20 protein-coding genes and 1 pseudogene are annotated in these 25720 nt (G+C 73.4%); 8 read left to right on the top strand and 13 right to left on the bottom strand.

Annotated features, from left to right (window positions below; all coding sequences use genetic code 11):
- The first annotated feature begins 116 nt into the window (after positions 1-116).
- The 3 genes and pseudogenes from ACWCHM_RS00610 to ACWCHM_RS00600 all read left to right on the top strand — a co-directional run bounded on the left by ACWCHM_RS00610 (position 117) and on the right by ACWCHM_RS00600 (position 3533).
- Entirely contained in the window at positions 117-1691 is a 1575-nt protein-coding gene (locus ACWCHM_RS00610) for a PspC domain-containing protein (RefSeq protein WP_454221244.1), read from the top strand.
- Positions 1688-1874, top strand: a pseudogene (locus ACWCHM_RS00605) (hypothetical protein); the annotation flags it as partial. The gene ACWCHM_RS00610 and the pseudogene ACWCHM_RS00605, both read left to right, overlap by 4 nt.
- Before the next feature lie 411 nt (positions 1875-2285).
- Positions 2286-3533 carry a phosphatidylserine decarboxylase gene (locus tag ACWCHM_RS00600; protein WP_281902853.1) on the top strand — a complete coding sequence of 416 codons (1248 nt, stop codon included), beginning with the start codon at positions 2286-2288 and terminating at the stop codon, positions 3531-3533.
- 66 nt (positions 3534-3599) lie between these two features.
- Here ACWCHM_RS00600 and ACWCHM_RS00595 read toward each other — a convergent pair whose 3' ends face one another.
- The 3 genes from ACWCHM_RS00595 to ACWCHM_RS00585 form a co-directional block, all read right to left on the bottom strand.
- Positions 3600-4529: a CDP-alcohol phosphatidyltransferase family protein gene (locus ACWCHM_RS00595; RefSeq protein ID WP_281902851.1), complete on the bottom strand. Its 930-nt coding sequence runs from the start codon at positions 4527-4529 to the stop codon at positions 3600-3602.
- Between the two features lie 367 nt (positions 4530-4896).
- Positions 4897-5898 carry an NUDIX domain-containing protein gene (locus tag ACWCHM_RS00590; protein WP_454221243.1) on the bottom strand — a complete coding sequence of 334 codons (1002 nt, stop codon included), beginning with the start codon at positions 5896-5898 and terminating at the stop codon, positions 4897-4899.
- A 70-nt stretch (positions 5899-5968) separates the two neighbouring features.
- Positions 5969-6919, bottom strand: a complete 951-nt coding sequence (locus tag ACWCHM_RS00585) for an NUDIX hydrolase (RefSeq protein WP_088645791.1) — start codon at positions 6917-6919, stop codon at positions 5969-5971.
- A 144-nt stretch (positions 6920-7063) separates the two neighbouring features.
- Between ACWCHM_RS00585 and ACWCHM_RS00580 the strand changes: the two genes are divergently transcribed.
- Positions 7064-7372, top strand: a complete 309-nt coding sequence (locus ACWCHM_RS00580; RefSeq protein WP_204957763.1) for a PspC domain-containing protein — start codon at positions 7064-7066, stop codon at positions 7370-7372.
- Between the two features lie 7 nt (positions 7373-7379).
- Here the strand turns inward: ACWCHM_RS00580 and guaA are convergent, their stop codons facing one another.
- Positions 7380-8936 (bottom strand): glutamine-hydrolyzing GMP synthase, encoded by a 1557-nt coding sequence (gene guaA, locus ACWCHM_RS00575; protein ID WP_204957762.1) that lies wholly within the window; start codon positions 8934-8936, stop codon positions 7380-7382.
- Positions 8937-9004: 68 nt separating this feature from the next.
- Positions 9005-10714, bottom strand: coding sequence for an FAD-dependent oxidoreductase (locus ACWCHM_RS00570; protein ID WP_281902848.1), 1710 nt, complete (start codon positions 10712-10714; stop codon positions 9005-9007).
- 130 nt (positions 10715-10844) lie between these two features.
- Between ACWCHM_RS00570 and ACWCHM_RS00565 the strand changes: the two genes are divergently transcribed.
- Positions 10845-11969: an LCP family protein gene (locus ACWCHM_RS00565; protein WP_204957760.1), complete on the top strand. Its 1125-nt coding sequence runs from the start codon at positions 10845-10847 to the stop codon at positions 11967-11969.
- A gap of 16 nt (positions 11970-11985) precedes the next feature.
- Here the strand turns inward: ACWCHM_RS00565 and ACWCHM_RS00560 are convergent, their stop codons facing one another.
- The 3 genes from ACWCHM_RS00560 to guaB form a co-directional block, all read right to left on the bottom strand.
- On the bottom strand, positions 11986-13437 hold the full coding sequence (locus tag ACWCHM_RS00560) for a M1 family metallopeptidase (protein WP_421490519.1): 1452 nt from the start codon (positions 13435-13437) through the stop codon (positions 11986-11988).
- 135 nt (positions 13438-13572) lie between these two features.
- Positions 13573-14691 (bottom strand): GuaB3 family IMP dehydrogenase-related protein, encoded by a 1119-nt coding sequence (locus ACWCHM_RS00555; protein ID WP_088645785.1) that lies wholly within the window; start codon positions 14689-14691, stop codon positions 13573-13575.
- A gap of 30 nt (positions 14692-14721) precedes the next feature.
- Positions 14722-16302: an IMP dehydrogenase gene (gene guaB / locus ACWCHM_RS00550; protein WP_204957759.1), complete on the bottom strand. Its 1581-nt coding sequence runs from the start codon at positions 16300-16302 to the stop codon at positions 14722-14724.
- Positions 16303-16498: 196 nt separating this feature from the next.
- Here guaB and ACWCHM_RS00545 point away from each other — a divergent pair, with 196 nt between their 5' ends.
- The gene (locus ACWCHM_RS00545; RefSeq protein WP_204957758.1) at positions 16499-16909 is read left to right on the top strand and encodes a DUF5319 domain-containing protein; all 411 of its coding nucleotides are present in this window, start codon (positions 16499-16501) and stop codon (positions 16907-16909) included.
- A gap of 57 nt (positions 16910-16966) precedes the next feature.
- On the opposite strand, the gene ACWCHM_RS00540 is transcribed toward ACWCHM_RS00545, so the two are convergent.
- Positions 16967-17782 (bottom strand): helix-turn-helix domain-containing protein, encoded by an 816-nt coding sequence (locus ACWCHM_RS00540; protein ID WP_204957757.1) that lies wholly within the window; start codon positions 17780-17782, stop codon positions 16967-16969.
- A 257-nt stretch (positions 17783-18039) separates the two neighbouring features.
- Here ACWCHM_RS00540 and ACWCHM_RS00535 point away from each other — a divergent pair, with 257 nt between their 5' ends.
- Positions 18040-18423, top strand: coding sequence for a WhiB family transcriptional regulator (locus ACWCHM_RS00535; protein WP_088645816.1), 384 nt, complete (start codon positions 18040-18042; stop codon positions 18421-18423).
- Positions 18424-18663: 240 nt separating this feature from the next.
- Here ACWCHM_RS00535 and ACWCHM_RS00530 read toward each other — a convergent pair whose 3' ends face one another.
- The 4 genes from ACWCHM_RS00530 to groES form a co-directional block, all read right to left on the bottom strand.
- Positions 18664-20112, bottom strand: a complete 1449-nt coding sequence (locus ACWCHM_RS00530) for a non-reducing end alpha-L-arabinofuranosidase family hydrolase (RefSeq protein ID WP_204957756.1) — start codon at positions 20110-20112, stop codon at positions 18664-18666.
- 181 nt (positions 20113-20293) lie between these two features.
- A complete protein-coding gene (locus ACWCHM_RS00525) occupies positions 20294-21919 on the bottom strand; it encodes a molybdopterin-dependent oxidoreductase (protein WP_454221242.1) in 1626 nt (541 codons plus the stop codon).
- A 128-nt stretch (positions 21920-22047) separates the two neighbouring features.
- Positions 22048-23694, bottom strand: coding sequence for a chaperonin GroEL (gene groL / locus ACWCHM_RS00520; protein WP_281902839.1), 1647 nt, complete (start codon positions 23692-23694; stop codon positions 22048-22050).
- A 72-nt stretch (positions 23695-23766) separates the two neighbouring features.
- Positions 23767-24081: a co-chaperone GroES gene (gene groES, locus ACWCHM_RS00515; protein WP_084261531.1), complete on the bottom strand. Its 315-nt coding sequence runs from the start codon at positions 24079-24081 to the stop codon at positions 23767-23769.
- Between the two features lie 361 nt (positions 24082-24442).
- Between groES and ACWCHM_RS00510 the strand changes: the two genes are divergently transcribed.
- On the top strand, positions 24443-25711 hold the full coding sequence (locus ACWCHM_RS00510) for a THUMP-like domain-containing protein (RefSeq protein WP_454221241.1): 1269 nt from the start codon (positions 24443-24445) through the stop codon (positions 25709-25711).
- Positions 25712-25720: the final 9 nt, after the last annotated feature.

Below are 25720 nucleotides of genomic sequence, written 5' to 3'. Positions count from 1 at the left end.
GCCCGGGACGCCGCCGACCACGGGGACGCCCCCGACATCCGCCTCCCGGGATCTCAGGGTGGGGTCAGGGTCGGTTCCGGAGGTGACCCGGCCCGACTGCGGCGCAGGATCGAGTCATGACCGAGGACCCCGCCCTGCCGCCGTACCCTCCGGTGGCCACACCGGGTGGTACGCCGCCGCCCGGTCCCGCCGCCGGGCCGGACCCCACGGCGCCCGCGTCGCCCACGGGGGGCGACGACGCGCCACCACCGCCCGGTGGCTATCCCCCGCCGTCCGGCGGGGCCAGCTTCACCTCCCGGTACGGCCTGGTCCGGCCCCGCGACGGCCGCTACCTCGCCGGCGTCTGCGCGGCGATCGGCCGGGCCACCAACACCGACCCGGTGCTGTGGCGGGTGCTGCTCGCCGTGCTCGGGTTCTTCGGCGGGGTCGGCATCCTGGTCTACGTGGCCGCCTGGTTGATCATCCCGGGCGAGGGCGACAGCGCCTCCCCGCTGGAGTCGATGCTCGGGCGGGGCCGGTCGAGCATGTCCCCGATCACCGTGATCGTGCTGACCATCCTGGTCGCGGTCAGCTTCGGCTACATCGTCACCGACGCGTTCCGGGCGGTGCTGCTGGGCGCGGCGATCCTGATCGGCGGCGCGCTGCTGCTCAACCGGGACGGCCGGTCCGGCTTCGCCACCGCCGGTCCGGCACCCGCGCCGGCCGGACCGCCCGGACCGGTGCCCCCGGTCGGTTACCCGGCACCCACGCCGTTCACCCCGCCCGCACCCGCCGTGCCGTTCCCGGCCGGTGCCCCGACGGCCGCCCGGGCGGGCGGCGCGGTGGGCTGGCCGGCGCAGGGCCCCACCGCTGCGCTGCCGCCCTGGCCACCCGCCCGGCCGATGGAGGTCACCGCGACCCGGGCGGAAGCGCCGGGCTGGCCGCCGCGCCCACCGGTGCCCGGCCGATCGGCCGGCACACCGGTGGCCGTCCCGCCACCACCCGGTACGGGCTACCGGCCGCCGTTCGCCCCGCACGGCCCGTACGCCGGGTCGGGCCCGCCGCCGCCCGCACCCCGGGTCAAGCCGCCGAAGAAGCCGAAGGAACGCTCGGCCCTGGGTGCCGCCACCTTCTCGCTGATCTTCCTGGTCCTCGGCGTGGTGGCCATCCTGGACCTGCTGGACGTCTTTCCGATCGGCGCGGCCGGCTACTTCGCGGCGGTGCTCGCCACGATCGGGCTCGGCCTGCTGGTGGGCACCTGGTTCGGCCGGGCCCGCTGGCTGATCGCCCTCGGTCTGGTCGCCGCCGCCGCTCTCGCCGTCGCCACCGTCGCCGAGTCCTACGACCGGGTCAGGGGCGTCGACGGGGCGGTCACCTGGGCACCGGCCAGTTACCGGGAACTGGCCGACCGCTACGAGAACAGCTTCGGCGACACCACCCTGGACCTGCGCGCGGTGGACTTCGACAAGCAGGACACCGACCTCACCGTGGTGGTCAACTTCGGGGAGGCCACCATCGTGGTCCCGCCGAACGTGGACGTCACCGTGGTGACCAACGTCAAGGCCGGGGAGGCGACCGTGTTCGGGCGACGTAGCGCCGGATTCGAGGGACAGGCACGGCAGGTCACCGACCTGGGTCCGGACGGGACCGGCGGTGGCACGCTACGGCTCACCGTCCAGGTCAACGCCGGCAACCTGGAGGTGACCCGGTGAAGGCCCACCGCACCGACCTGGTGTCGTTCGTCTTCGGGCTGCTCTTCGTCGGCCTTGCCCTGTGGTGGCTGCTGGCCCAGATCCTCGGGTTGGCCCTGCCGGCCGTGGGCTGGTTCCTGGCCGGCGCGCTGGTGCTGATCGGGCTGCTCGGCCTGGTCGGCGCGGTGCGATCGGCGCGGACCGTCGACGCCGGGTCCCCGGCCGCCGACAGCGCCGCGACCCCCACGCCGGCCCCGGTCGACCCGGTGGGCGGGCAGGTCGGCGACCCGGCGGACGAGCCGGGGCGGCCGGACACGGTGGAGCGTCGACCGGACGAGCCGGCCCGGATCGGCGACGGGGACACCCGGCGGTGGCCGGCCGACGACCCGGTCACCGGGCCACCCGGCACCCCACCACCGCCGCCGAGCTGACCGCGCCGGTGCGGACGGCCGCCGCCGGCTCGTATGCTGGCCGGGGAGATCCCGCCTCCGTCGGCCGAGCCCCGCCGGTGGCCGCGCGCGAGAGGCGGCCCGGCACCGGCCCGGGTGCGCCTCGTCGGGCACCCGAGGCGGTCCCGCCGCGACGTCCGCCTACCCCGTCAGGAGCCCGCCCGACATGACCCAGTCCCCCGCCGTGCGCCCCTCCGGTCCGTCCGGTCCGGTCCGCATCGGCGAGCGTGCCGCCCGTACCCTCGTCGCCGAACTCGCCCGCCGCAACGACCCGAAGGCCGCCCTGCTGGTGGGCGCGGCCCCCGGGGCCACGGTCCTCGCCGCGGCGATCGACGCGCTGCTGCCGGGCGACACGCTGACCGTCGTGCCGGCCGCGACGACCGACGCCGCCACGCTGCGCGACCACGTGACGGCCCAGGGCCGCTGGGTCGCCGACCGGGTACGGGTGGTCGACTCGCTGGCCGAGGCGGACGCCGCCGAGCTGGTCATCGCCGCCGAGCCGTTCACCGGCACCGGTGAGCAGACCCGCGACGCCGTCGACGGCCTCACCAAGTACCTGACCGACGGCGCGGTGCTCAGCGTCGCCGCGCCGGTGTTCCGTACCGGAGGGGCCGCCGCCGAGCTGGACCGGTACGGCGTGCTGCACGGCGTCCGGACCGACCTGGTGGTGCGCAACTCCCCGCCGGTACGGGTGCACCACCTGCGGTTCACCCCGGCCGGTGCCGCGTCGGCCGCCCGCCTCGCCCCGGCGTACCGGCCGTCGAGCGTGCCGCTGACCCGAAGCATGCACATCGACTCGAACGGGGTCGCCGCGGCAGGTATCGCGCTCGGCCTGGCCGCCGTCGCCCGGGTCGCCCGGCCGAAGTCGAAGCTGTGGCTGGTGCCGGCGCTGGCCGCCGCCCCGGTGGCCGCGTTCTTCAGGGACCCGCAGCGGGACGTGCCGGAGGACCCGTCCGCGGTGGTCGCCGCCGCCGACGGTCAGGTGCTGTCGGTGCAACGGCTGCACGACGAGCGGTTCGGCGACGGCGAGTGGCTGCGGATCGCGGTCTTCCTGTCGGTGCTCGACGTGCACGTCAACCGTTCGCCGGTGGCCGGCAAGGTGGTCGACTACTTCGTCGCCGACGGCGGCTTCGTCAACGCGATGAAGCCGGACGCGGAGCACAACGTCGCGGCGTACACGGTGCTGGACACCGAACACGGCACGGTGGTGGTGGCGCAGCGGACCGGGTTGATCGCCCGTCGGATCGTGCAGCGGGCGCCGGTGGGGGCGCTGCTGGCCCGGGGGGAGCGGTTCGGGCTGATCCGTTTCGGTTCCCGTACCGACGTCTACCTGCCGGCCGACGCCGCCACACCGCTGGTCGGCCCCGGCGACAAGGTGGTCGGCGGTTCCTCGGTCATCGCCCGCTGGAGCTGAGCCGGCACCGGTACGAAAACAGGGGCGCCGCGGTCGCGGCGCCCCTGTCGTGTGACTGCGGACGGGTCAGGCGGTGCGGCGCTGGTGCAGCCAGAGCAGCGGCCCGCTGACCAGGTAGCCCACCACCACGAGGGCGAAGGTGAGCCGGATGTCGACCAGCGCGCCGACGGCCGGGGCCAGCCAGAGCCACGGCGGCAGCTTGACCAGCCGGGCCAGCTTGGCGTACGGGAAGCTGGAGACCATCGCGAAGGCGAGCAGCGCCACCCCGCCGATCTGCACGATCGCCGGCAGCGGCAGCCCGATGGCCACACCGAGCGCGAGCACCGCCGCCGCCATCGTGGTGGGCACACCGCAGAAGAACCGGCCGTCCTTGGGCGAGACGTTGAACCGGGCGAGCCGGATCGCGGCGCAGGACGCCACGAGCGCTGCCGCGACCGCCGCCGCAGGAGCGGGGGCCGATCCGGCCAGCGAGGCGTAGACCACCACCGGGGCGGCCAGGCCGAAGGAGCACATGTCGGCGAGCGAGTCCATCTGCGCGCCGAACGGGCTGGCCACGCCGAACTTGCGGGCGAGCGCGCCGTCGAGGCCGTCGAAGACGACACAGGCGATCAGCAGCAGGGCCGCGAGCCGGGGCTGGCCGTTCATGGCGACGAAGATGGCGTTGATGCCGAGCACCAGGCTGGCCAGGGTGCAGGCGTTGACCAGCGCGAACTTCATCCGCCGGGCGGGGGTACGCGCGCCGGGAAGCAGCGGGATCGCCATCGCCGGCGAGTCGTCGACCGATGTGGTGGGGCCCAGGGCCGGGCTGACCGGGGCGACCGCCTCGATCTCGGCGCGGTCGAGGGTGATGCCGCGACGGTCGAAGCCGTACCGGCGACGCTGGCGGTCGACGCGGTGCTCGGGAAGAACCAGGTCGGTGCCGTTGAGCTGGTCACCGTCCCGGCGACCCACCCGAACCAGCAGTACCTGGCGGGCGAATGTGCTGCTGCGGCGCAACCGGCCCGCCCAGCGACGCCCTGCGGGGCGCGGACTGTCAGTCGTACGACGCCGGCGCCATGGGGCTCTCGGCACGTTTCCTCCATCACCGGATCGGCTGGCCGCCCGTGCGGGCGGGTGTCCGGCTGTCTCGTGCCGGACCGCTTCTGGCCCGGCAGCCGTTCAAGCGGAGTACACCATTGCACAGCGGCGTGGTGGTTGGCGATAGCTGCCGGCGGTACTTATAACCTCGTTAACCGCGCAAACCGCTGCCTTGTTCCCATCTCGGACTTTCGGGTCCGTTTTTCGGGCTTCATCGCCCATTTTCTTCGCCAACCGCAGGGCCGACTTTACCGGAGCACCACCCAGTCGGCTCGTCGAGCGTCCGTCAGCCGACCGGCCACCTGGTGGCCAACATCGCGACGTTGGTCATCTTCAGGCCGCTGAGCTGGGCATACGTGAACCAGGCAGCGTCGGCTGTCGATCCTCCGGCCTGTTCGGTCACCACCGGCCCGGTCGGCTCGTCGACCAGCACCCGGTAGATCACCCGTACGCCGTGCCAGTCCAACGGCCGACCCTCAGGGCCCACCGCACCCGGATTGTGTAGATTGTCGGCCAGGATCAGCCTGTCGACCCGGCCCCGCTGACCCGATTCCTCCACCAGTTCCCGTAACAGACCGTCGACCGGTTGCTCACCGTGATCGGTCCCGCCGCCCGGCAGATGCCAGAGTCCGGCACCCGGATAGCCGGGCGCGATCAGCGTGAGCAGCACCCGCCCGTCAGGATCGGTGACCAGCCCGTACGCGGCGAACCGCTGCCGCCGGTCAGTCGACTCCACCACCGCCGGCGCGACCGGCGCACCGGGTTCCGGGCCGACCGGAGGCTGCGGGCCGGGCAGGCCGAGCAGATCGGCGGTGAACGACGCCAGCGGCAGCGTCGCCGCCTCCTGCGGGGTGCACCAGACCAGCTCACCGGGGCCGTCGCCCCCGCCGACCCCCGGCGGTGGCGTCGCCCCGGCCACCGGCAGGTCACCCGGGATCGTGACGTCGAACACCAACCGGTCGGTGTGCACCGGCCCTGCGGCGTCCGCCGGGTCCGCAGCGGTCAGGTCGGCGACGGCGGCACGTATCCCGGCCACCACCACGACCAACCCGACCTGCCCGGCGTACGCGCGGACCACGGTGTCGGCCGGATGCTCCGCGTGCCGCACGGCACCCCCGGGCAGCCGCCAGAGCACCGCCGCCGGATCGGACGCCGCCGCACCGCTGCCGTCGCCGGCACCGCGTACCAGCAGCACCCGGCCGGATTCGTCCGCACACCAGCCGTACGCCGCGATCCGTCGTCGCCCCTGCACGTCACCCTCCCCCGCCCGCGCTCCGCCGTCGATCATGAGGCTAGCGGTAGTCCGGGCGGGGCGGGCGCCGTCGTGCCGGGCCGACGCCGCCGGCGGGCGGGGCAGGTCAGGCGGTGAGCCGGGCGGCCTGGACGGCCTCGGCGGTGACCTCGGTGAGCCGGTCGGTGGGCAGGGCACCCAACTCGTCCCGGGCGAACCAGCGGGCCTCGCAGGTGGAGCCGCCCACGTCGGTGACGGTCGGCGGGGCGGGCTGGTCGACCATCACCCGGTAGAAGGCCCGCACGCCGTGCCAGTCGATCGGATAGCCCTCCGGGCCGAGCGAGGCGGCGTCGCGGTGGCTGGCCACCCCGAGCAGCTCGACCAGCCGGCCGGTCTGCCCGGTCTCCTCGACCAACTCCCGGATCAGCGCCGCGCCCGGCTGCTCGCCGTAGTCGGTGCCCCCGCCGGGCAGGTGCCAGCAGCCCGCGCCCGGGTAGCCGTCGGAGACCCGGGTCAGCAGCACCCGGCCCTCCGGGTCGGTGGCCACCGCGTACGCGGCGAAACGCTGCGCCCGGTGCAGCCCGTCCGGGCCGGGCACGGCGTAGAACGAGGGGAACTCGGGGGCCTCGTCGGGAACCACGTCGGCCGAGGACGCCGGCAGCCCCAGCGCGCGGGCGGTGAAGGCCCGTAGCGGCAGCTCCCGCGCCTCGTCGAGGGTGTACCAACGGGCCAGGTCGGTGGAGCGGTCCACCCGGTCGGTGAGGGTGCCACCACGCACCGACACCTGGTAGATCAGGCGGTCGGTGTGGATGGTGATGCCCCGCTCGGGCAGGGCACGCATGTCGGCCAGGACGTCCGCCAGGCCGGCGACGGCGACGGAGAGGCCGGTCTCGGCGGCGGTCTCCCGGACGACCGTGTGGTTCGGGTCCTCGCCGTGGTCGACCGCACCACCGGGCAGGGACCATACGCCGGGGGTGCCGGAGCGCTCCGATGCGCGGACCAGCAACACTCGGCCGACTGAATCAGCACAGACTGCATATGCCGCGATCCTGCGGAGCGGCTCCAGCAAGGTGGTCACGGGGCCAAATTCTCCCCGGGTAGCGTTACCGACGCGGAAAAGAGTCGGATTCCTGACTCAGGGCTGGCTACTCAGGGATCGATCAGGGTATGCCTCCGGGCGGTCACCGAGGTCGACGGGGCGTCCGGCGCGGACCGTGGAGACATGACCTCGACGAGCACCCCCCACGCCCCGTACAAGCAACTCCGCAGGCCGACCACCGACCGGATGGTGGCCGGCGTTGCCAGCGGCCTCGGTCGCTACTTCGCCGTCGACCCCACCCTGGTCCGGGTGCTGTTCGCGGTGGCGACCCTGGTCACCGGCGGTCTCGCCGCGCTGGCGTACCCGATCATGTGGTTCCTGATGCCCGAAGAGCCGGCCGGCGCGCCGGCCTGGCCGCACCCGACGGACCCGGCGGCGACCGCTCCCACCACCTGGCCGCAGCCGCCGACGACCCCGCCGACGGCCGGCTGAGCCCGGCTCACTCCCACTCGATGGTGCCCGGCGGCTTGCTGGTCACGTCCAGGACCACCCGGTTGACCTCGGCGACCTCGTTGGTGATCCGGGTGGAGATCCGGGCCACCACCTCGTAGGGCAGCCGGGACCAGTCGGCGGTCATCGCGTCCTCGCTGGAGACCGGGCGCAGCACCACGGGATGCCCGTAGCTGCGCCCGTCACCCTGCACCCCGACGCTGCGCACGTCGGCCAGGAGCACCACCGGGAACTGCCAGACGCCCCGGTCCAGGCCGGCGGCCGTCAGCTCCTCCCGGGCGATCAGGTCGGCCTGGCGCAGCAGCGCCAGCCGCTCCCGGTCGACCGCGCCGATGATCCGGATGGCCAGCCCCGGCCCGGGGAACGGGTGCCGCCAGACCATCGCCTCGGGCAGGCCCAGCTGGAGCCCGAGCGCGCGGACCTCGTCCTTGAACAGCGTGCGCAGCGGCTCGACCAGGGCGAACTTCAGGTCGTCCGGGAGGCCGCCGACGTTGTGGTGGCTCTTGATGTTGGCGGTGCCGGTGCCGCCGCCGGACTCGACCACGTCCGGGTAGAGGGTGCCCTGCACCAGGAACTCGACGTCACCGTGCGCGGCGACCTCGCGGGCGGCGGCCTCGAAGACCCGGATGAACTCCCGGCCGATGATCTTGCGCTTCTGCTCGGGGTCGGTCACCCCGGCCAGCGCGCCGAGGAACCGGTCGGCCGCGTCGACCACCTTCAGCTTGATGCCGGTGGCCGCGACGTAGTCCTTCTCCACCTGCTCGGCCTCGCCGGCGCGCAGCAGGCCGTGGTCGACGAAGACGCAGGTGAGCTGGTCACCGACCGCCTCGTGAACCAGCGCGGCGGCGACCGCCGAGTCGACCCCGCCGGACAGGCCGCAGATGACCTCCTTGTCGCCGACCTGGGCCCGGATCCGGGCCACCTGCTCGTCGATGATGTTCTGCGGCGTCCAGGTGGGCTCGATGCCGGCGATGTCGTAGAGGAAGCGGCGGAGCATCTCCTGCCCCTGCGCGGTGTGCCCCACCTCGGGGTGGAACTGCACACCGGCCCGGCGGCCGGCCAGGTCCTCGAAGGCGGCGACCGGGGCACCCGCCGACTCGGCGGTCACCGTGAACCCGGCGGGGGCCTCGGTCACCGCGTCGCCGTGACTCATCCAGACCGGCAGGTCCGCCGGCAGATCCCGCAGCAGCACCCCCGGGTCGAGCAGCCGGGGACGCAGCGGGGTGCCGCCGTACTCCCGGTTGCCGGTCCGGGCGACCGTGCCGCCGAGCGCCTGGGCCATCGCCTGGAAGCCGTAGCAGATGCCGAAGACCGGCACGCCCGCGTCGAACAGGCCGGCGTCGATCTGTGGGGCGTCCGGGGCGTAGACGCTGGACGGGCCGCCGGACAGGATGATCGCGGCCGGGTCCTTCGCCAGCATCTCGGCGACCGGCATGGAGTGCGGGACGATCTCCGAATAGACCTTCGCCTCGCGCACCCGGCGCGCGATGAGCTGGGCGTACTGGGCTCCGAAGTCCACCACGAGGACGGGGCGAGGCGTGCTCATGTGGGCAAAGCCTACCGACAGTCACACCCGCCCCGGGCACGGGCCGCCCCCGGGCGCGCCGGGCCCGGTCAGCACCGGTCGGTGCGCAGCGCGCCGGGGGCGTCCGCCGGGACCGCCGGGTGCCGGGGCACCACCGCCGCCACCCGGGTGTACGCCGACCCGAGCGGCGGCCGGGGGTCCGCTTCGCCCTTGTTCGGCCAGTACGACATCGCCCGCTCCGCCTGCGCGGTGATCGTCAGCGACGGGTTCACCCCGAGGTTGGCCGAGACCGCCGCCCCGTCGACCACGTGCAGCCCCGGATGGCCGTACACCCGGTGCCAGGGGTCGATCACCCCGTCGGCCGGGGTCCCGCCGATCACCGCCCCGCCGAGCAGGTGCGCGGTCAGCGGGATGTCGAACGGTTCGGTCAACGCCCCGCCCGGGGTGCCGCCGACCTCCTCGGCGAGCAGTCGGGCGGCCCGGTTGCCGGCCGGAATCCAGGTCGGGTTCGGTGTGCCGTGCCCCGGCCCGGAGACCAGCCGCCGCCGGCCCAGCCACCCCCGCCGCCACCGGGTGGTCAGCGAGTTGTCGACCGACTGCATCACCAACGCGATGACCGTCCGCTCGGACCAGTGCCGCACCGACAGCATCCGGGCGGCCTGCCCCGGGTGCCGGGCCAGGCCGGCCAGCCAGCGCCGGACCCGGTGCGGGCCGCCGTCGACCAGCAGCGACTGGAGCAGCCCCATCGCGTTCGCGCCCCGGCCGTAGCGGACCGGCTCGACGTGGGTCTGCGGGTCGGGATGGAACGAGCTGGTGATCGCCACCCCGTCGGTGAAGTCCAGCCCCCGCCGCCGGGCCTGCCGCCGGTCGACCGACGCGCCGAGGATCGCCTCCGAGTTGGTGCGGGTCAGCGCGCCGAGGCGGTCCGACAGGTGGGGCAGCGCGCCGGTCTGCTTCATCGCGTGCAGCAGCCGCTGGGTGCCGAGCGCCCCGGCCGCGAAGACCACCTGGTCGGCGTGGAACACCTGGCGTCGCCGCCGCAGCCAGGCCCCGGTCCGTACGGTGTGCACCAGGTAGCCGCCGCCGTCGGCCGGCCGCACGGCGGTGACCGTGGTCAGCGGGTGGACCCGCGCGCCGAGCCGTTCGGCCAGCCACAGGTAGTTCTTGACCAGGGTGTTCTTGGCACCGTGCCGGCAGCCGGTCAGGCACGACCCGCAGTGCGTGCAGCCGGTGCGCTCCGGGCCGGCCCCGCCGAAGTACGGGTCCGCCACCCGCTGCCCGGGCCGGCCGAGGTGCACCCCCACCGGGGTCGGCACGAAGGTGTGCCCGACCCCCATCCGCTCGGCCACCGCCCGCATCGCCCGGTCCGCGCCGGTGTGCCGGGGGTACGTGGTGACCCCGAGCATCCGGCCGGCCTGGTCGTAGTGGCTGGCGAGTTCGGCCCGCCAGTCGGTGACGTCGCGCCACTGCGGATCGGTGTAGAAGGCGTCCGGTGGCCGGTAGAGGGTGTTCGCGTAGACCAGGGAGCCGCCGCCGACGCCGGCGCCGGAGAGCACCAGCACCCCGCCGCCGGTCCTCCGGTCGGCCGGGCGGAGCAGGGTGATCCGTTGCAGCCCGTAACAGCCCAGCCGGGGGGCCCAGAGGAACCGGCGCAGCCGCCAGGAGGTCTGCGGGAACTCGTCGTCGGCGAACCGCCGGCCCGCCTCCAGCACCCCGACGGTGTAGCCCTTCTCGGCCAGCCGCAGCGCGCTGACGCTACCGCCGAAGCCGGAGCCGATGACGAGCACGTCGTACCGCATCAACGCATCATTACCCGCGGGTAGCCATCGCGCCAGTGCGGGATTTCGCGCGATCATGCTCACCGTCGCCGATCGACGCCCGCAACCCGGAGGCCCGGTCGAAGCGTTGTGCAGACGGGGGTGGCGAGCGATGACTCAGGAAACCGGAACGGGACGACCACGCTGGGTGTGGGGGCTGGCCGCCCTGGCCGTGGTCGTCCTGGTGGGGGTGGCCGCCCTGGTGGTGACCCGGGTGGTCCGCGACGACGGGCCACGGCGTACGGCCGGGCCGGCCGCCACGACCGCCGGCCCGACGCCGACGCCGAGCCCCACCCCCAGCCCGACCCCGCCCCCCGGGGCCTCGATCACCGGCCCGCTCAACCTGCTCCTGGTCGGGGTGGACACCCGGGTCAGCGTGCCCGGCTGGGAACCGCACGGCGACGCGGTGCTGATCCTGCACGTGCCGGCCGGACTGGACCGGGCATACCTCTTCTCGCTCCCCCGCGACCTGGTGGTCGACATCCCGGCGTTCCCGAAGTCGGGTTACCGGGGCGGCCGGACGAAGCTCACCCACGCGATGAGCTACGGCAGCCGGGTGCCGGGCAAACCCAAGAACCCCAGCGCCGCCCAGGGGTACGAGCTGCTGCGCAGCACGGTCAGCGGGTACACCGGGCTGCGCTTCGACGCCGGCGCGGTGGTCACCTTCAACGGCTTCGACCGGCTGGTCGACAGCCTCGGCGGGGTCGACCTCTACGTCGACCAGCGGGTTCCCTCGCTGCACCGCCGGCCGGACGGCAGATACCGCGAACCGGCCCCGGGCGGCGGCGGGTACACCGGCCCGCAGATGGTCTACGAAAAGGGCGAGCGGCACCTCAACGGCTGGCAGGCGCTGGACTACGCCAGGCAGCGCTACATCACCGGCGGCGACTACGCCCGGCAGCGCCACCAGCAGCAGCTCCTCCGGGCGTTGGCCGCCAAGATCCTCAACGAGAACCTGGCCCGCCAGCCCGACCGGGTGGAGCAGGTGGTGTCGGCGCTCGGCGACACCCTGGTCTACGCCGGCGGCCCCCGCATCGTCGACCTGGCGTACGCCCTGGGTGGGCTGAGCGCCGACCGGATCACCCTGGTCGGGCTGCCCGGCGACGGGGTGGGCAAGGGCAGCAGCTACCGCGGCGAGCAGCTGACCGGCGTCGGCAAGGGCTTCCTGCCCGCGCTCAAGGCCGGCGACGCCGAGAAGTACCTCGACGCCCACCCCGAGCTGCGGGTGAAGAACTGACCGCAGGCGTCGGCGGTCAGCGGCGGGTGGGCGGGGCGGGCCGCTCGGTGCCGTACAACCAGGCGGCGAAGAGGCCGTCGAGCTGCTGCCCGCAGACCCGCTCGGCGGTAGCCACGAACTCGGCGGTGGTGGCGTTGCCGTTGCGCTTCTCCGCCGCCCACGTCTTCAGCAGGCGGAAGAACGCGTCGTCGCCGACCGTCACCCGCAGCGCGTGCACCGCCATCGCGCCCCGCTGGTAGACCGACTCGCTGAACAGGTTGGCCGCCCCGGGCGCGGCCGGCGGCACCCGCCACACCGCGTCGTCGGCGGTGGTGTACTCCTGGTCGAAGGTGGCCTGCGCGGTGTCCCGGCCCTCGTGCTCGGCCCACAGCCACTCGGCGTACGTGGCCAGCCCCTCGTTGAGCCAGATGTCCGCCCAGCGGGCCACCGACACGCTGTCGCCGAACCACTGGTGGGCCAGCTCGTGCGCGACCACCCCGGTGTTCTCACCGCCCCGGAAGAAGTTGGCCGAGTAGACCGGCCGGCTCTGCGTCTCCAACGCGTACCTGATCCGGGGCTCGTCGACCACCACCCCGCCGTACGCCGCGAACGGGTACGGCCCGAAGACGCTCTCCAAATAGTCGGCGACCGCCACGGTGCGGGCGATCGAGTCGTCGGCGGCCCCCCGGGGCAGGCTGCTGGCGACCGCGCTGAACACCGGCCGGCCCTGGTGCTCGCCGGTGCTGGTGCGGTATTTCCCGATCACCACCGTACTCAGGTAGCTGGCCATCGGGGCGGCCTCCGACCAGCGCCACGTGGTGAAACCACCGGCCGCCGGACGTTGCCCCCCGGGCACCCCGTTGGCGACCGCGACCAGCCCCTTGGGCACGGTGATCTCGAAGTCGTAGGCGGCCTTGTCCGAGGGGTGGTCGTTGACCGGGAACCAGGTGCTCGCCGACTCGGGTTGGCCGAGCGCGACCGCGCCGTCGGCGGTGTGCAGCCAGCCGCCCTCGCCGATCGTCTCGTTGCGCAGCGGCTCCGGCCGGCCGTCGTACCCGACCTGGACGGTGAAGGCCGCCCCGGCGCGGACCGGCGCGGCCGGGGTGACCACCAGCTCGGTCCCCTCGCGGGTGTGCCGGGCCGGGACGCCGTCCACGGTCACCCGACGCACCGTCAGCCCGGCCAGGTCGAGGTGGAACAGCGGCAGGTCGGCCCCCGCGGTGGCCCGGACGGTGGCGTCGCCGCGCAACTCGTCGCTGGCCGGGTCGTAGCGGACCTTGAGGGTGTACCGCTCGACGTCGTACCCGCTGTTGCCGGCGGTCGGGAAGTACGGGTCGCCCACGCCCGCCGGGCCGGGGGTCACGCTCGGGGTCGCCCCGGGCGTCGGGGTCGACCGGGATTCCCGCCGGGGTGCCGGGTCGGCGGTGCAGCCGGCCAGGGCGAGCGCCCCGGTGACGAGCAGCGCGAGCCCGCGCCGGTTCCGGCTGATGGCCACCTTCGTCCCCCGTTCACCGCCGCCGTCCGCGCAGCCTACCGAGCCGGCCGACCCCGCGTGCCCGCAACGCCTGACGACGGTACGGCCGGCCGGCCCACGACGGGACCGGCCGGCCGGGACGGACCCGGGTCAGCGGTCGAGGACCAGCCCGACCCGCTGGAACTCCTTGAGGTCGCGGTAGCCGCACTTGGCCATCGCGCGACGCAGCCCACCGAACAGGTTGAGCTGGCCGTCCGGCTCGTCGGCCGGGCCGAACAGCAGCCGTTCCATCGAACCGAGCGGCTCGCCGGCCACCTCGAACGCGCCGCGCGGCAGCGACGGGTGGCTGGCCGCCGAGTGCCACCAGGCACCGCCGGCCGGGGCCTCCTCGCACAGCGACAGCGGCTCGCCGAGCATCACCGCGTCCGCGCCGCAGCCGAGCGCCTTGGCGATGTCGCCCGAGGTCTGGATGTCGCCGTCGGCGATGAGGTGCACGTAGCGTCCACCGGTCTCGTCGAGGTAGTCGCGGCGGGCCGCGGCGGCGTCCGCGATCGCGGTGGCCATCGGCACCCGGATACCGAGCACCGACTCGCTCGTCGACCAGTCGTCACCGCCGATGCCGACGATCACCCCGGCAGCGCCGGTACGCATCAGGTGCAGCGCCGTCTTGTAGTCGGTGCAGCCGCCGACGACCACCGGTAGGTCGAGGTCGGCGATGAACTCCTTGAGGTTCAACGGCTCGTCGGTGGTCGAGACGTGCTCGGCCGAGACGATGGTGCCCTGGATGACCAGGATGTCGACGCCCGCGTCCAGGATCACCGGGGCCAGCGCGAGGGTGTGCTGCGGGGACACCCGCACCGCCACCGTGCTGCCGCCGGCCCGCAGCTCGCGGACCCGCTCGGCGATCAGGTCGGGGCGGATCGGCTCGGCGTAGACCTCCTGGAGCCGCTTGGTCGCGCGGGCGTCCTCGCCCAGCCCGGCCAGCTCCTCCAGCACCTTGGTCGGGTTCTCGTAGCGGGTCCACAGGCCCTCGACGTTGAGCACGCCCAGGCCGCCGAGCTGCCCGAGCCGGACCGCCGAGGCGGGGCTCATGGTGGCGTCCGACGGATGGCCGACGCAGGGGATGTCGAACTGGTAGGCGTCGAGCTGCCAGCCGGTGGAGACGTCGTCGACGTCCCTGGTCCGCCGGCTGGGCACGATGGCGATGTCGTCCAGGTGGTAGCCGCGCTGCGCGGTCTTGCCCAGCCCGATCTCGACCACGTCACGCATGAGGGACTCCAGGTGGTTTGGGGTGGTGGGTCAGCGGGTGTGGTAGTTGGGGGCCTCGACGGTCATCTGGATGTCGTGCGGGTGGCTCTCCTTGAGCCCGGCCGCGGTGATCCGGATGAGCTGGCCCCGGTGGTGCAGGTCGGTGATGTTCTCCGCACCGGCGTACCCCATCGCCAGCCGCAGCCCGCCGACGAGCTGGTGGGCCACCCGGGACAGCGGCCCCCGGTAGGGCACCTGGCCCTCCACGCCCTCCGGCACCAGCTTGTCGTCGCTGAGCACGTCCTGCTGGAAGTAGCGGTCCTTGCTGTACGACTTGGCCTGTCCCCGGGACTGCATCGCGCCCAGCGACCCCATCCCCCGGTACGCCTTGAACTGCTTGCCGTTGACGAAGATCAGCTCACCGGGGCTCTCCTCGCAGCCGGCCAGCAGGCTGCCGAGCATCACCGTGTCGGCGCCGGCCACCAGGGCCTTGGCGATGTCGCCGGAGTACTGGATGCCGCCGTCGCCGATCACCGGGACGCCGGCCGGACGGGCCGCGCGGGCCGCCTCCATGATCGCGGTCACCTGCGGCACCCCGACCCCGGCGACGATCCGGGTGGTGCAGATCGCACCCGGGCCGACGCCCACCTTGACACCGTCGGCGCCGGCGTCGACCAGGGCCTTCGCCCCGGCGTAGGTGGCCACGTTGCCGCCCACGATGTCGATCGCGACGTCGGCCTTGAGCCGGCGGACCATGTCCAGCACGGCCCGCTGGTGGCCGTGCGCGGTGTCCACGATCAGCACGTCGACACCGGCGTCGACCAGGGTGCGGGCCCGCTTGTAGGCGTCCTCGCCGACCCCGATGGCGGCGGCGACCCGCAGCCGGCCGGCGTCGTCCTTGGTGGCGTCCGGGTACTGCTCGCTCTTGGTGAAGTCCTTGACGGTGATCAGCCCGCGCAGCCGCCCGGAGTCGTCCACGATCGGCAGCTTCTCGACCTTGTGCTGACGCAGCAGGGAGAGCGCGTCGTCCTTGCTCACCCCCACCGGGGCGGTGACCAGCGGCGTCCGGGTCATGATCGCGTGGACCGGGGTGGCCGGGTCGGAGACGAACCGCATGTCCCGGTTGGTGACGATGCCTACCAGCTGGCCCTCGCCGTCGACCACCGGGACGCCGGAGATGCGGTAACGGCCGCACAGCTCGTCGACCTCACGCAGGGTGTCCTCGGGGCTGGCCGTCACCGGATTGGTGATCATGCCGGACTCGGAGCGCTTGACCAGGTCGACCTGGAGCGCCTGGTCCTCCAGCGACAGGTTGCGGTGCAGCACGCCGATGCCGCCCTGGCGGGCCATCGCGATCGCCATCCGGGCCTCGGTGACGGTGTCCATCGCGCTGGACAGCAGCGGAATGGACAGCTCCACGTTGCGGGTGAGCCGGGTACGGGTGTTCACCCGGCTGGGCACCACGTCCGACTCGCCGGGCTGGAGCAGCACGTCGTCGAAGGTCAGACCGAGCGGCACCACCCGCGCCGACCCGGCCGGCAACTCCGGCAGATGGCCGCCCCACTCGCCGCTGTCGACACCGGCCGGAAGATCGGTGCCGGCCGGAAGATCGGTGCTGGGCGAATTCTCCACGATTGCTCCCCTGAGCTGCTCGAACGGGATTCAGCGAGGCGGCGCGCACGGCAACCGGCGCACGCCGGGGTGACGGCGAGTCGTCTCATCGTACCCACTGAGCAGGGCGGCCCTCGCCGGTGACCGGCCGAGGTCGGCGATGCCACAGCGACCGCCGGGGGGCGCGTGCGGCGAGGGTTGGGTCTACGGTGAGGGGGTGCACGACGAGCCCATCGACCCGTTCAACGGCGACCCGGCCGATCCGGCTGCGGGGCTGGACGATCCGGGCGACGACGCCCCGCTCGACCCGCTGACCGAGGTCGAGCGGCAGGACGTGCTGGAAGACCTCGCCGACCTGGAGATCTACCAGGCCCTGCTGTCCCCGATCGGGGTGCGCGGGCTGGTCATCGAGTGCGAGGACTGCCGCGAGCCGCACTACTTCGACTGGGACCTGCTCCGGGGCAACCTGCGGCACCTGCTCAGCTCGGGCCGGCCCCGGGTGCACGAGCCGGCCTACGATCCCGACCCGGACCACTACGTCACCTGGGACTACGCCCGGGGCTACGCCGACGGGGTGCACGACACGCTCACCGAGTCCGCGGACGACGACACCGACCCGGACGACTGACGCCCGGCACGACCCGGCTCGCCGCCGTCTGACCGACCGGGTCAGGGACGGGAGCGGTCAGGCGACCAGGCCGGCGCGGAAGCCGGCGGCCACCGCGTGCGCCCGGTCCCGCGCGCCGAGTTTGCGGAACAGCCGCCGGGCGTGCGTCTTGACGGTGTCCTCCGAGACGAACAACTCCCGGCCGATCTCCGCGTTGCTCTTGCCCTCGGCCATCCCGAGCAGCACCTGGAGTTCACGCTCGGTCAGCCCGACCGAGGTCCGGCCGGCACGCGTGCCGGGGGTCGGGCGGGGCAACCCGGCGGCCGGGGCCGGCTCGGCCGGGGTGCCCTCCGGGTCCTCGACCTCGTCGTCGCCGCGCTGCACGGGCACCACCGACGGCGCTCCGGGCGTACCGTCGGCCGGCGTCGGCGACCAGCCCGGGGCGGGCGGGCGACCGGGGCGCGGGGGCGCGCCGACCGCGGCGGTGTCCCGGGCGGGGTCGGCGACCCGGTGCCGGGCGGGCCGGCCGGGCGCGGCGAGCAGCAGCAGCGCCTTCGCCACCGCGCTGGTCAGGTCGTGGTCGGCGCCCTGGATCAGGCCCCGCGCCCCGGCGTTGATGGTGGCCGCCGCCGCCTCCGATTCCTCGGTGCCGAGCAGCAGCACCGCGGCCTGCGGGGCGCGGGCGAGCACCCGGCGGACGAAGCCGGCGCTGTCCGGACGGGTGAGCGCCGTGTCGGCGAGCACCACGTCGACCGGGCGCTCGGCGAGCCGCAGCATCGCCTCGGGATCGGAGACGGCTGTCCGGACGACCGAGGCCAGGCCAAGTCGCGCCGCCGCGTTGGTCAACTGCTGCGCGGCGATCGGTGTCCGAACGCATACGAGAACGGTACGCACGGTGGTCTCCTCTCCGGACATGAGCAGACCATGACGGGGTCCACCGGGGAGGAGGTTCCGGGCAATCCTCTGAACTTTTCCGACATTTAGGTCATATGCCACAGAAGGCTTCGGGTTTTCGATCTCAACACGTGTGAGTCGGCGAGGGTTCGGGTACCGAGGCTCCACGCCGGAAACGGGGTACGCCAGCGCGGACCACAGCCCGGACGCCGGTTCAACGAGGATCTCCGCGGTGCCGCGCGGGAGGAGGGGTGCTGATGTCGAACGTACGTAGACTGCCCGGACCCATCGTCGACCTGTGGGACTGGCAGCGTCTCGGTGCCTGTCGGGGCCGGGACAGCGCGCAGTTCTTCCACCCGGACGGCGAGCGCGGTTCGTCCCGGCTGCGCCGGGAGTCCGGTGCCAAGTCCGTCTGCCAGGCCTGCCCGGTGCGGGCCGAGTGCGCGGCGCACGCCCTGTCCGTGCGGGAGCCGTACGGCGTCTGGGGTGGCCTCAGCGAGTCGGAGCGGCTGCGGCTGCTCGCCCTCGGCTGGGAGGACCTGGCCGACCGCCGGCAGACCCGGGTGGACATCGCCCGCATGGAGGCCCGGCTCGGCGCTTCGCACAAGACCGCCGTACCGGCCCAGCGCAAGATCGCCTGACCGACCCGGCACACCTCGACGAGGCCGCACTCCGATCTCCGGAGCGCGGCCTCGTCGTGTCCCGGCCCATGGTCCGACGCCGGGCCGACAGGTACGACAAGCGGGGCGGGCCCGGCACAGCCGGACCCGCCCCTTCATTGCACCCGATCCTGCTCCGAGCCGTCGTGCGGCTCACCCGGTGCGGCGTTCGCCGCCGGTCGCGGGAGTCAGGAACAGCGGGGCCGCACCTGCGTCACGCCGTCAGCGCTGCAGGGTCAGCAGACCCGGCCGGTACGGCAGGAGGCCGTAGTCACCGCCCGAGTTCGTGGCGCGGCCCTGGTACAGCAGCTGCAGGTTGCACGGGTCGATCGTGTTCGTCTGGTCCGCGCTGGTGCGCAGCAGCTCGCCGTGGCTGATGTCGTTGGTCCAGGTGGCACCGCTGTTGGCCTTGCCCGCGAACGGGTTGTTGTAGGTCGTCGCGTTCGGCGTCCAGGTGCCGCCCAGGCTGGTCGCCGTGAACGAGCGGAAGTAGCGCTCCCAGCCGCTGGTCCGGGCCTCGATGATCATCAGGTACTGGTTGCGGCCCGCGACCTTGTAGACCTGCGGCGCCTCGAAGATGTTCTCCGAGGTGTCGCTCATGATGGTGGTGTAGTTGGAGCCGAAGCTGCCCGGGAAGTTCCCGATCGGCATGATCTGGCGGTAGATCTTGCCGTTGTCGCCGGCGAAGAACAGGTACATGTTCTGGTCGTCGCCGATGATCGTCTGGTCGATCACGCCGGTGCCGGAGTCAGTGATCTTCGCGGTCGACAGGGTCTGCGCGGCCGACCAGCCATTGGCGTTGGCCGGGTTGGTCGACGTGCGGTACGAGAACGACGTCGGACCCCACTGGTGGGCGAGGATCCAGATGTTCTTCGGCGCGAAGTAGAACAGCGACGGCGCGACGGTGCTCTGGCTCATGGTGTTCTGGGGAGCCGTGCTGAGCTGGTTGAGGTTGTCGACCAGGCCGAAGTTCATCGAACCCCAACCACCGGTGGCGCTGCTGCTGTGGGTGGTGGCGTACACCAACTGCTTGCCCTGGTAGGGGGCGATGGTGAAGTCCTTGAGTGACGCCCAGCCGGCCTTCGGCTGCGCCAGCGGGCCGGTCGACGACCAGCGGTAGGACGTCGGCAGGGCGCAGTTGCCCGTCGGCGGCGGGGTGGTCGGCGGGGGCGTGGTCGGCGGCGGGGTGGTGGGGGGCGGGGTGGTCGGCGGCGCGGTCGTCGGCGGCGTGGTGGGCGGGTTGGTCGGCGTCGTGCCGCCGTTGCAGGCCACCCCGTTGAGCGCGAAGCTCGTCGGGACCGGGTTGCTCGACGTCCACGCGCCGTTGAAACCGAACGACACCGAGCCGTTGGTGGGGATCGCGCCGTTGTAACTCACGTTCTTGGCGGTCACCGCCGAGCCGCTCTGCGTCACTGTCGCGTTCCACGCCTGGGTCACCGACTGCCCGGAGGCAAAGGACCAGGTAAGCGTCCAACTGCTCAGCGCGTCGCCCAGGTTGGTGATGGCGACGTTGGCCCCGAAGCCACCGCCCCACTCCGAGGAGACGGTGTAGTTCACCGAGCATCCCGCCGCCGCCGCGCCTGCGGGCAGCGCGGTGACTACCGTGGCCGACGCCAGCAACGCGACACCGGCCGAGACCAGGCCGACATTGGCCGATCTGGATCTGGACATAAAACACCCTCCTGACGGGATGGCGACCTGCACATTGGTGGTGGCCGTTGTTAGGTTAACGTTAACAGTCGCGTCAGGTATGTTACGGGAGCGCTCCCACAGCCTCAACCCTCGACATCACCGAGGAATTTTTGGCTATCCGTACATTGATCACTCTTGATGACTTAACGCTGATGGGGAATCAGCGCACGGTGACTGTGACGCTGTGCCAGCCGGTCGCTCCGTCCGGGGCGACCGGCGCGGTCAACGGGGTCTGCGTCTCGCCGTCCCGGTCGGTCGCCCGCACCTGGAGGGTGTGCTCACCCGGGGTCGCCGGCCACCGCCACGACCACTGCACCCAGGTGTCCACCGACACCGTCGGGGCGAGGGTCGCCTCCTGCCACGCGCCGCCGTCGACGCGTACCTCGACCCGGCTGATCCCCCGGTGCTGCGCCCAGGCCACCCCGGCCACCGTCACCTCGCCCGCGGTGAGCCGGTTACGCGCGCGCGGGGTGTCGATCCGCGACTGCGTCTTCACCGGCCCCTGCGCCGACCAGCCACGCGGCACCCAGTACGCGTCGAAGTCGGCGAAGCTGGTCAACTCCAGCTCGGTCACCCACTTGCAGGCCGACACGTACCCGTAGAGGCCCGGCACCACCATTCGCACCGGGAACCCGTGCTCGACGGGCAGCGGCTCACCGTTCATCCCCACCGCCAGCAGGGCGTCCCGCCCGTCGCGCAACGCCGCCGTCGGGGTGCCGCAGGTCCAACCGTCGACCGACCGGCCGACCACCTGGTCGGCCCCCTCCTCCGGCTCCGCCTCGTCGAGCAGCTCCTTGATCGGTACGCCCAGCCACCGGGCGTTGCCGATCAGGTCCCCACCCACCTCGTTGGAGACGCAGGCCAGGGTCACGTACCGCTCCACCATCGGCCGGGCGAGCAGCTCGGCGAAGGTCAGCTCGATCGGTTTGCGCACCCGACCGTGGATGCGCAACCGCCAGGTCTCCGGGTCGACCTGCGGCACCACCAGCGCCGTGTCGATCCGGTAGAAGCCGCCGTTCGGCGTGGTGTAGGGGGCGAGCTGGGCCAGGGACAGGTCCGCACCGGCCGGCACCGTCGGCGCCACCGCCGACGGGGTGGGCAACGCGACCGCCTCCCGGGCCGCCGAGACCCCCCGCCGCCCGGCGAGCCAGTGCCCGCCCAGCCCCACCACGGTCGCCGCGCCCGCGAGCAGGCCCACACCACGCAGGAACCGCCGCCGGGACTCCGGGTCGGTCGACTCCAACGGCTCCCACCCGGACGGCGGACCGCTGCCCGGACCGGTGGGGGTCGGCCCCGGATAGGCCGGCGGGGTGGCGGACAGCGGGGTGGGCGGCTGCCAGGGCCACGGGTCGAGCTGCCAGGGGCCGGCCACGAACGCCCAGAGCACCAGCCCGCCCAACCCCCCGCCGACCAGTGCGGGGAGCGCGTCGGCGGCATCCGCGCCGGCCCGGGTGAGCGCAGCGGCGACACCGAGGCCGGTGAACGCCGCGATGCCCACCAGCCCCACCGCCAGCCGGCGCGCGGCCAGCACCCCGATCCCGGCGGCGAACGCCGCCAGCAGCACCGCCGTACCCACCAGCAGGGCGATCTTGTCGTACCTGCCGAAGACGTCGATGGCGAACTGCTTGAGCGGCTCGGGGACCGTGTCGACGACCACCCCGCCGACCGCGATCAGCGGGGCGGAGCGGGGACCGGTGAGGACGGCGACCGGCTCGGCGACACCGATGGCCACCACGGCGGCGGTGACCCCGGCCAGCGCGGCGAAGCCACGGGAGGTGGTGCTCATCGGGCCAGTGTCGTCGATCGACCGGGCCGGCCGCCAACCACGTCACCGTTCCGTAAGCAGCCGTCACCGTACGCGTCAGGGCGCACCGCCGACGTCGACGGTGCGCCCTGGGCTGGCGTGCTACCGGGTCAGAAACCCGGGCCGTGCTGGTGGCCGTGACCGTGGCCGTGGCCGTGCCCACCGGCGGCGGCCGGCTCCGGCTGCTCCGGCTTCTCGACCACCAGGCTCTCGGTGGTCAGCAGGAGACCGGCGATCGACGCGGCGTTGGTGACCGCGTTGCGGGTCACCTTCACCGGGTCGATGATGCCGGACTTCACCAGGTCGACGTACTCGCCCTGGGCGGCGTCGAGGCCCTGGCCCCAGTCCTGGCCGGCGACCTTCTCCACCACCACGTAGCCGTCGTGGCCGGCGTTCTGGGCGATCCAGCGCAGCGGCTCGACCAGCGCCTTGCGCACGATCGAGACACCGACCTTCTCGTCACCGGTCAGGCCGAGGTCGTCGTCGAGCACCGAGCGGATCTGGGCCAGCGCGGCACCGCCGCCGGGAACCGTCCCCTCCTCGACCGCGGCCTTGGTGGCGGCGATCGCGTCCTCGATGCGGTGCTTGCGCTCCTTCATCTCGACCTCGGTCGCCGCGCCCGCCTTGATGACCGCGATGCCGCCGGAAAGCTTCGCCAGCCGCTCGGCCAGCTTCTCCCGGTCCCAGTCGGAGTCGGACGCCTCGATCTCCTTGCGGATCTGGGCGACCCGGTCGGCGACCTCGGCGGACCTGCCGCCGCCGTCGACGACGGTGGTGTTCTCCTTGTCGACCACGACGCGCCGGGCGGTGCCGAGCGCCTCCAGGCCGACCTGGTCGAGCCGGTAGCCCAGCTCCGGGGCGACCAGCTCGGCGCCGGTCAGGATCGCCATGTCCTGGAGCATCGCCTTGCGGCGGTCACCGAAGCCGGGGGCCTTGACCGCGCAGACCTTGATGGTCTTGCGGATCGCGTTGACCACCAGGGTGGACAGCGCCTGACCCTCGACGTCCTCGGCGACGATCAGCAGCGGCTTGCTGTTCTGGAGGACCTTCTCCAGCAGCGGCAGCAGCTCCTCGATCGCCGAGATCTTCTGGGTGGTGATGAGGATGTACGGGTCCTCCAGCACCGACTCCTGCGACTCCGAGTCGGTGACGAAGTTCGGCGAGATGAAGCCCTTGTCGAACTGGAGACCCTCGGTCACCTCCAGCTCGGTGGTCAGGGTGGAGCCCTCCTCGACGGTGATGACACCGTCGCGGCCGACCCGCTCCATCGCCTCGGCGATCAGCTCACCGATGGTGGCGTCCTGCGCCGAGATCGTCGCGACGTGCGCGATCGACTTCTTGTCGGCCACCTCGACGGCCCGGCCGAGCAGCGCCTCGGAGACCTTGGTGGCCGCCGCGTCGACGCCCCGCTTGAGGCCGGTCGGGTTGGCCCCGGCGGCCACGTTGCGCAGGCCCTCGCGGACCATCGCCTGGGCCAGCACGGTCGCGGTGGTGGTCCCGTCGCCGGCGACGTCGTTGGTCTTCGTCGCCACCTCCTTGACCAGCTGCGCGCCGAGGTTCTCGTACGGGTTGGTGAGCTCGATCTCCTTGGCGATGGTCACACCATCGTTGGTGATCGTCGGCGCACCGAATTTCTTGTCCAGGACGACGTTGCGCCCGCGCGGGCCGAGGGTGACCTTGACCGCGTCCGCGAGGGCGTTGACACCGTGCTCCAGCAGGTGCCGGGCGTCGTCCGAGAAGCTCAGGATCTTCGCCATGAATGTCCCTTCGAAGCGTCGTCGCCCCGGCCCGGCGAGCCGGACCGGGGCGACGACACGGGAATCGGTTGGTTACTTCTCGATGACCGCGAGAACGTCGCGGGCGGAGAGCACCAGGTACTCCTCGCCGGCGTACTTGATCTCGGTGCCGCCGTACTTCGAGTAGAGGACGGTGTCGCCGACCTTGACGTCGAGCGGCACGCGGTTGCCCTTGTCGTCGATCCGGCCGGGGCCGACGGCGAGGACGGTGCCCTCCTGCGGCTTCTCCTTGGCGGTGTCGGGGATCACGATGCCCGACGCCGTGGTGGTCTCAGCCTCGTTCGCCTGGACCACGATCCGGTCCTCGAGCGGCTTGATCGCAACCTTGGTCGCGGTAGTCACGGGCATACCCTCCTGGGGTACTTGGTTTCGTTGCCGGCCGAGAGTCCGACCAGCGTCAATCTGCCACATGCCACCGGGCGGGGCCGTCGTCGCGGGTGCCGGTCCGCCTGGCGTTCAGCACCCGGACCGGATGGCCCGGACGCTGGCACCCTCGGGGTGAGAGTGCTAATCGCAGGTTATTCCTCGGCTAGCACTCCGTCAAGGAGAGTGCCAATCTGCCGCCCTCCGTGTCGGCTCCCGTCGCGCGCCCCGGCCCGCCCGGCGATGATCAACTCAATGGTGGCCATGGTGCGGTGACGACACCGGCCGGACACCGCACCGTCGGCCCGACTGGATCGATCCACCGGCCGGGCCGGACAATGGGCGGGTGGATCTCGACCAGTTCGCCGCGCTGCGTACCGCCGAGGGGTCGGCCGTGCTCGCCGCGGCGGCCGGGGTGGCCGGCGGCGACCCGCTGGTCGCGGCGGCGGCGCTGCGCTCGCGCGGGGTGCCGCCCGGGCTGGCCGCCGCCGCGCTGACCCAGGCCGAGCTGCGCCGCCGGGCGGTCGGCAAGTTCGGCCCGGAGGCGGCCGGGATGTTCCTCACCCGCCCCGGCCTGGAGCAGGCCACCCGCCGGGTGGTCGCCGACCGGCGGGCCGCCCGGCTCGCCGCCGCCGGGGTGCGCACCCTCGCCGACCTGGGTTGCGGCCTCGGTGCCGACGCGCTCGCCGCCGCCCGCGCCGGCATCCGGGTGTACGGCGTGGAGGCCGACCCCGTCACCGCCGCGTTGGCCGCCGCGAACGCCGGGGCCGCCGGGCTGGCCGGGATGTTCACCGTGGAGTGCGGCGACGCGACGGCCTTCGACGTGACCCGGGTCGACGCGGTCTTCTGCGATCCGGCCCGGCGGCGGGCCGGCACCGGCCGGCGGATCTTCGACCCGGACGCCTACTCGCCGCCGTGGGACTTCGTCACCGGGCTGGTGGCGCGGGTGCCGCACACGGTGGTGAAGGTGGCCCCCGGCATCGACCACGCGTTGATCCCGGCCGACGCCGAGGCGGAGTGGGTGAGCGTCGACGGGGACCTGGTCGAGGCGGCCCTGTGGTGCGGCGCGCTCGCCGGGGTGCCCCGCCGGGCGACCGTCCTGCGGTCGGGGCCCGCCGACCGGCGGCGGCCGGCGGACGGTTCGCCCGCCGACCATCCCGCCGACCGCGAGCCGGTCGCCGTCCACCGGTTGACCGGCACCGGTACGGCCGAGGCCCCGGTCGGCCCGGTCCGGCGCTACCTGTACGACCCGGACCCGGCGGTGGTCCGGTCGCACCTGGTCGCCGAACTGGCCGACACCCTCGACGCGACGCTTGCCGACCCGAGCATCGCCTACCTCTACGCGGACACCCCGCGTCCCACCCCGTTCGGCAGGTGCCTGGAGATCGTCGACGTGCTGCCGTTCTCGCTGAAACGGCTGCGCGCGCTGCTGCGGGAACGCCGGGTCGGCCGGGTCGAGATCCTCAAGCGGGGCTCGGCGTTGTCGCCCGAGCAGCTGCGGCGGGACCTGCGACTGGCCGGGGAGAATCCGGCCAGCCTGGTGCTGACCCGGGTGGCCGGGGCGCCGACGGTGCTGATCGGCCGACCGGTCGCGGACGGCGGCCCGCCGGGCTAGCGTGACCGG

This window comes from Micromonospora sp. SCSIO 07396, from assembly GCF_053667945.1.
This window is presented reverse-complemented; position numbering and strand designations above follow the sequence as displayed.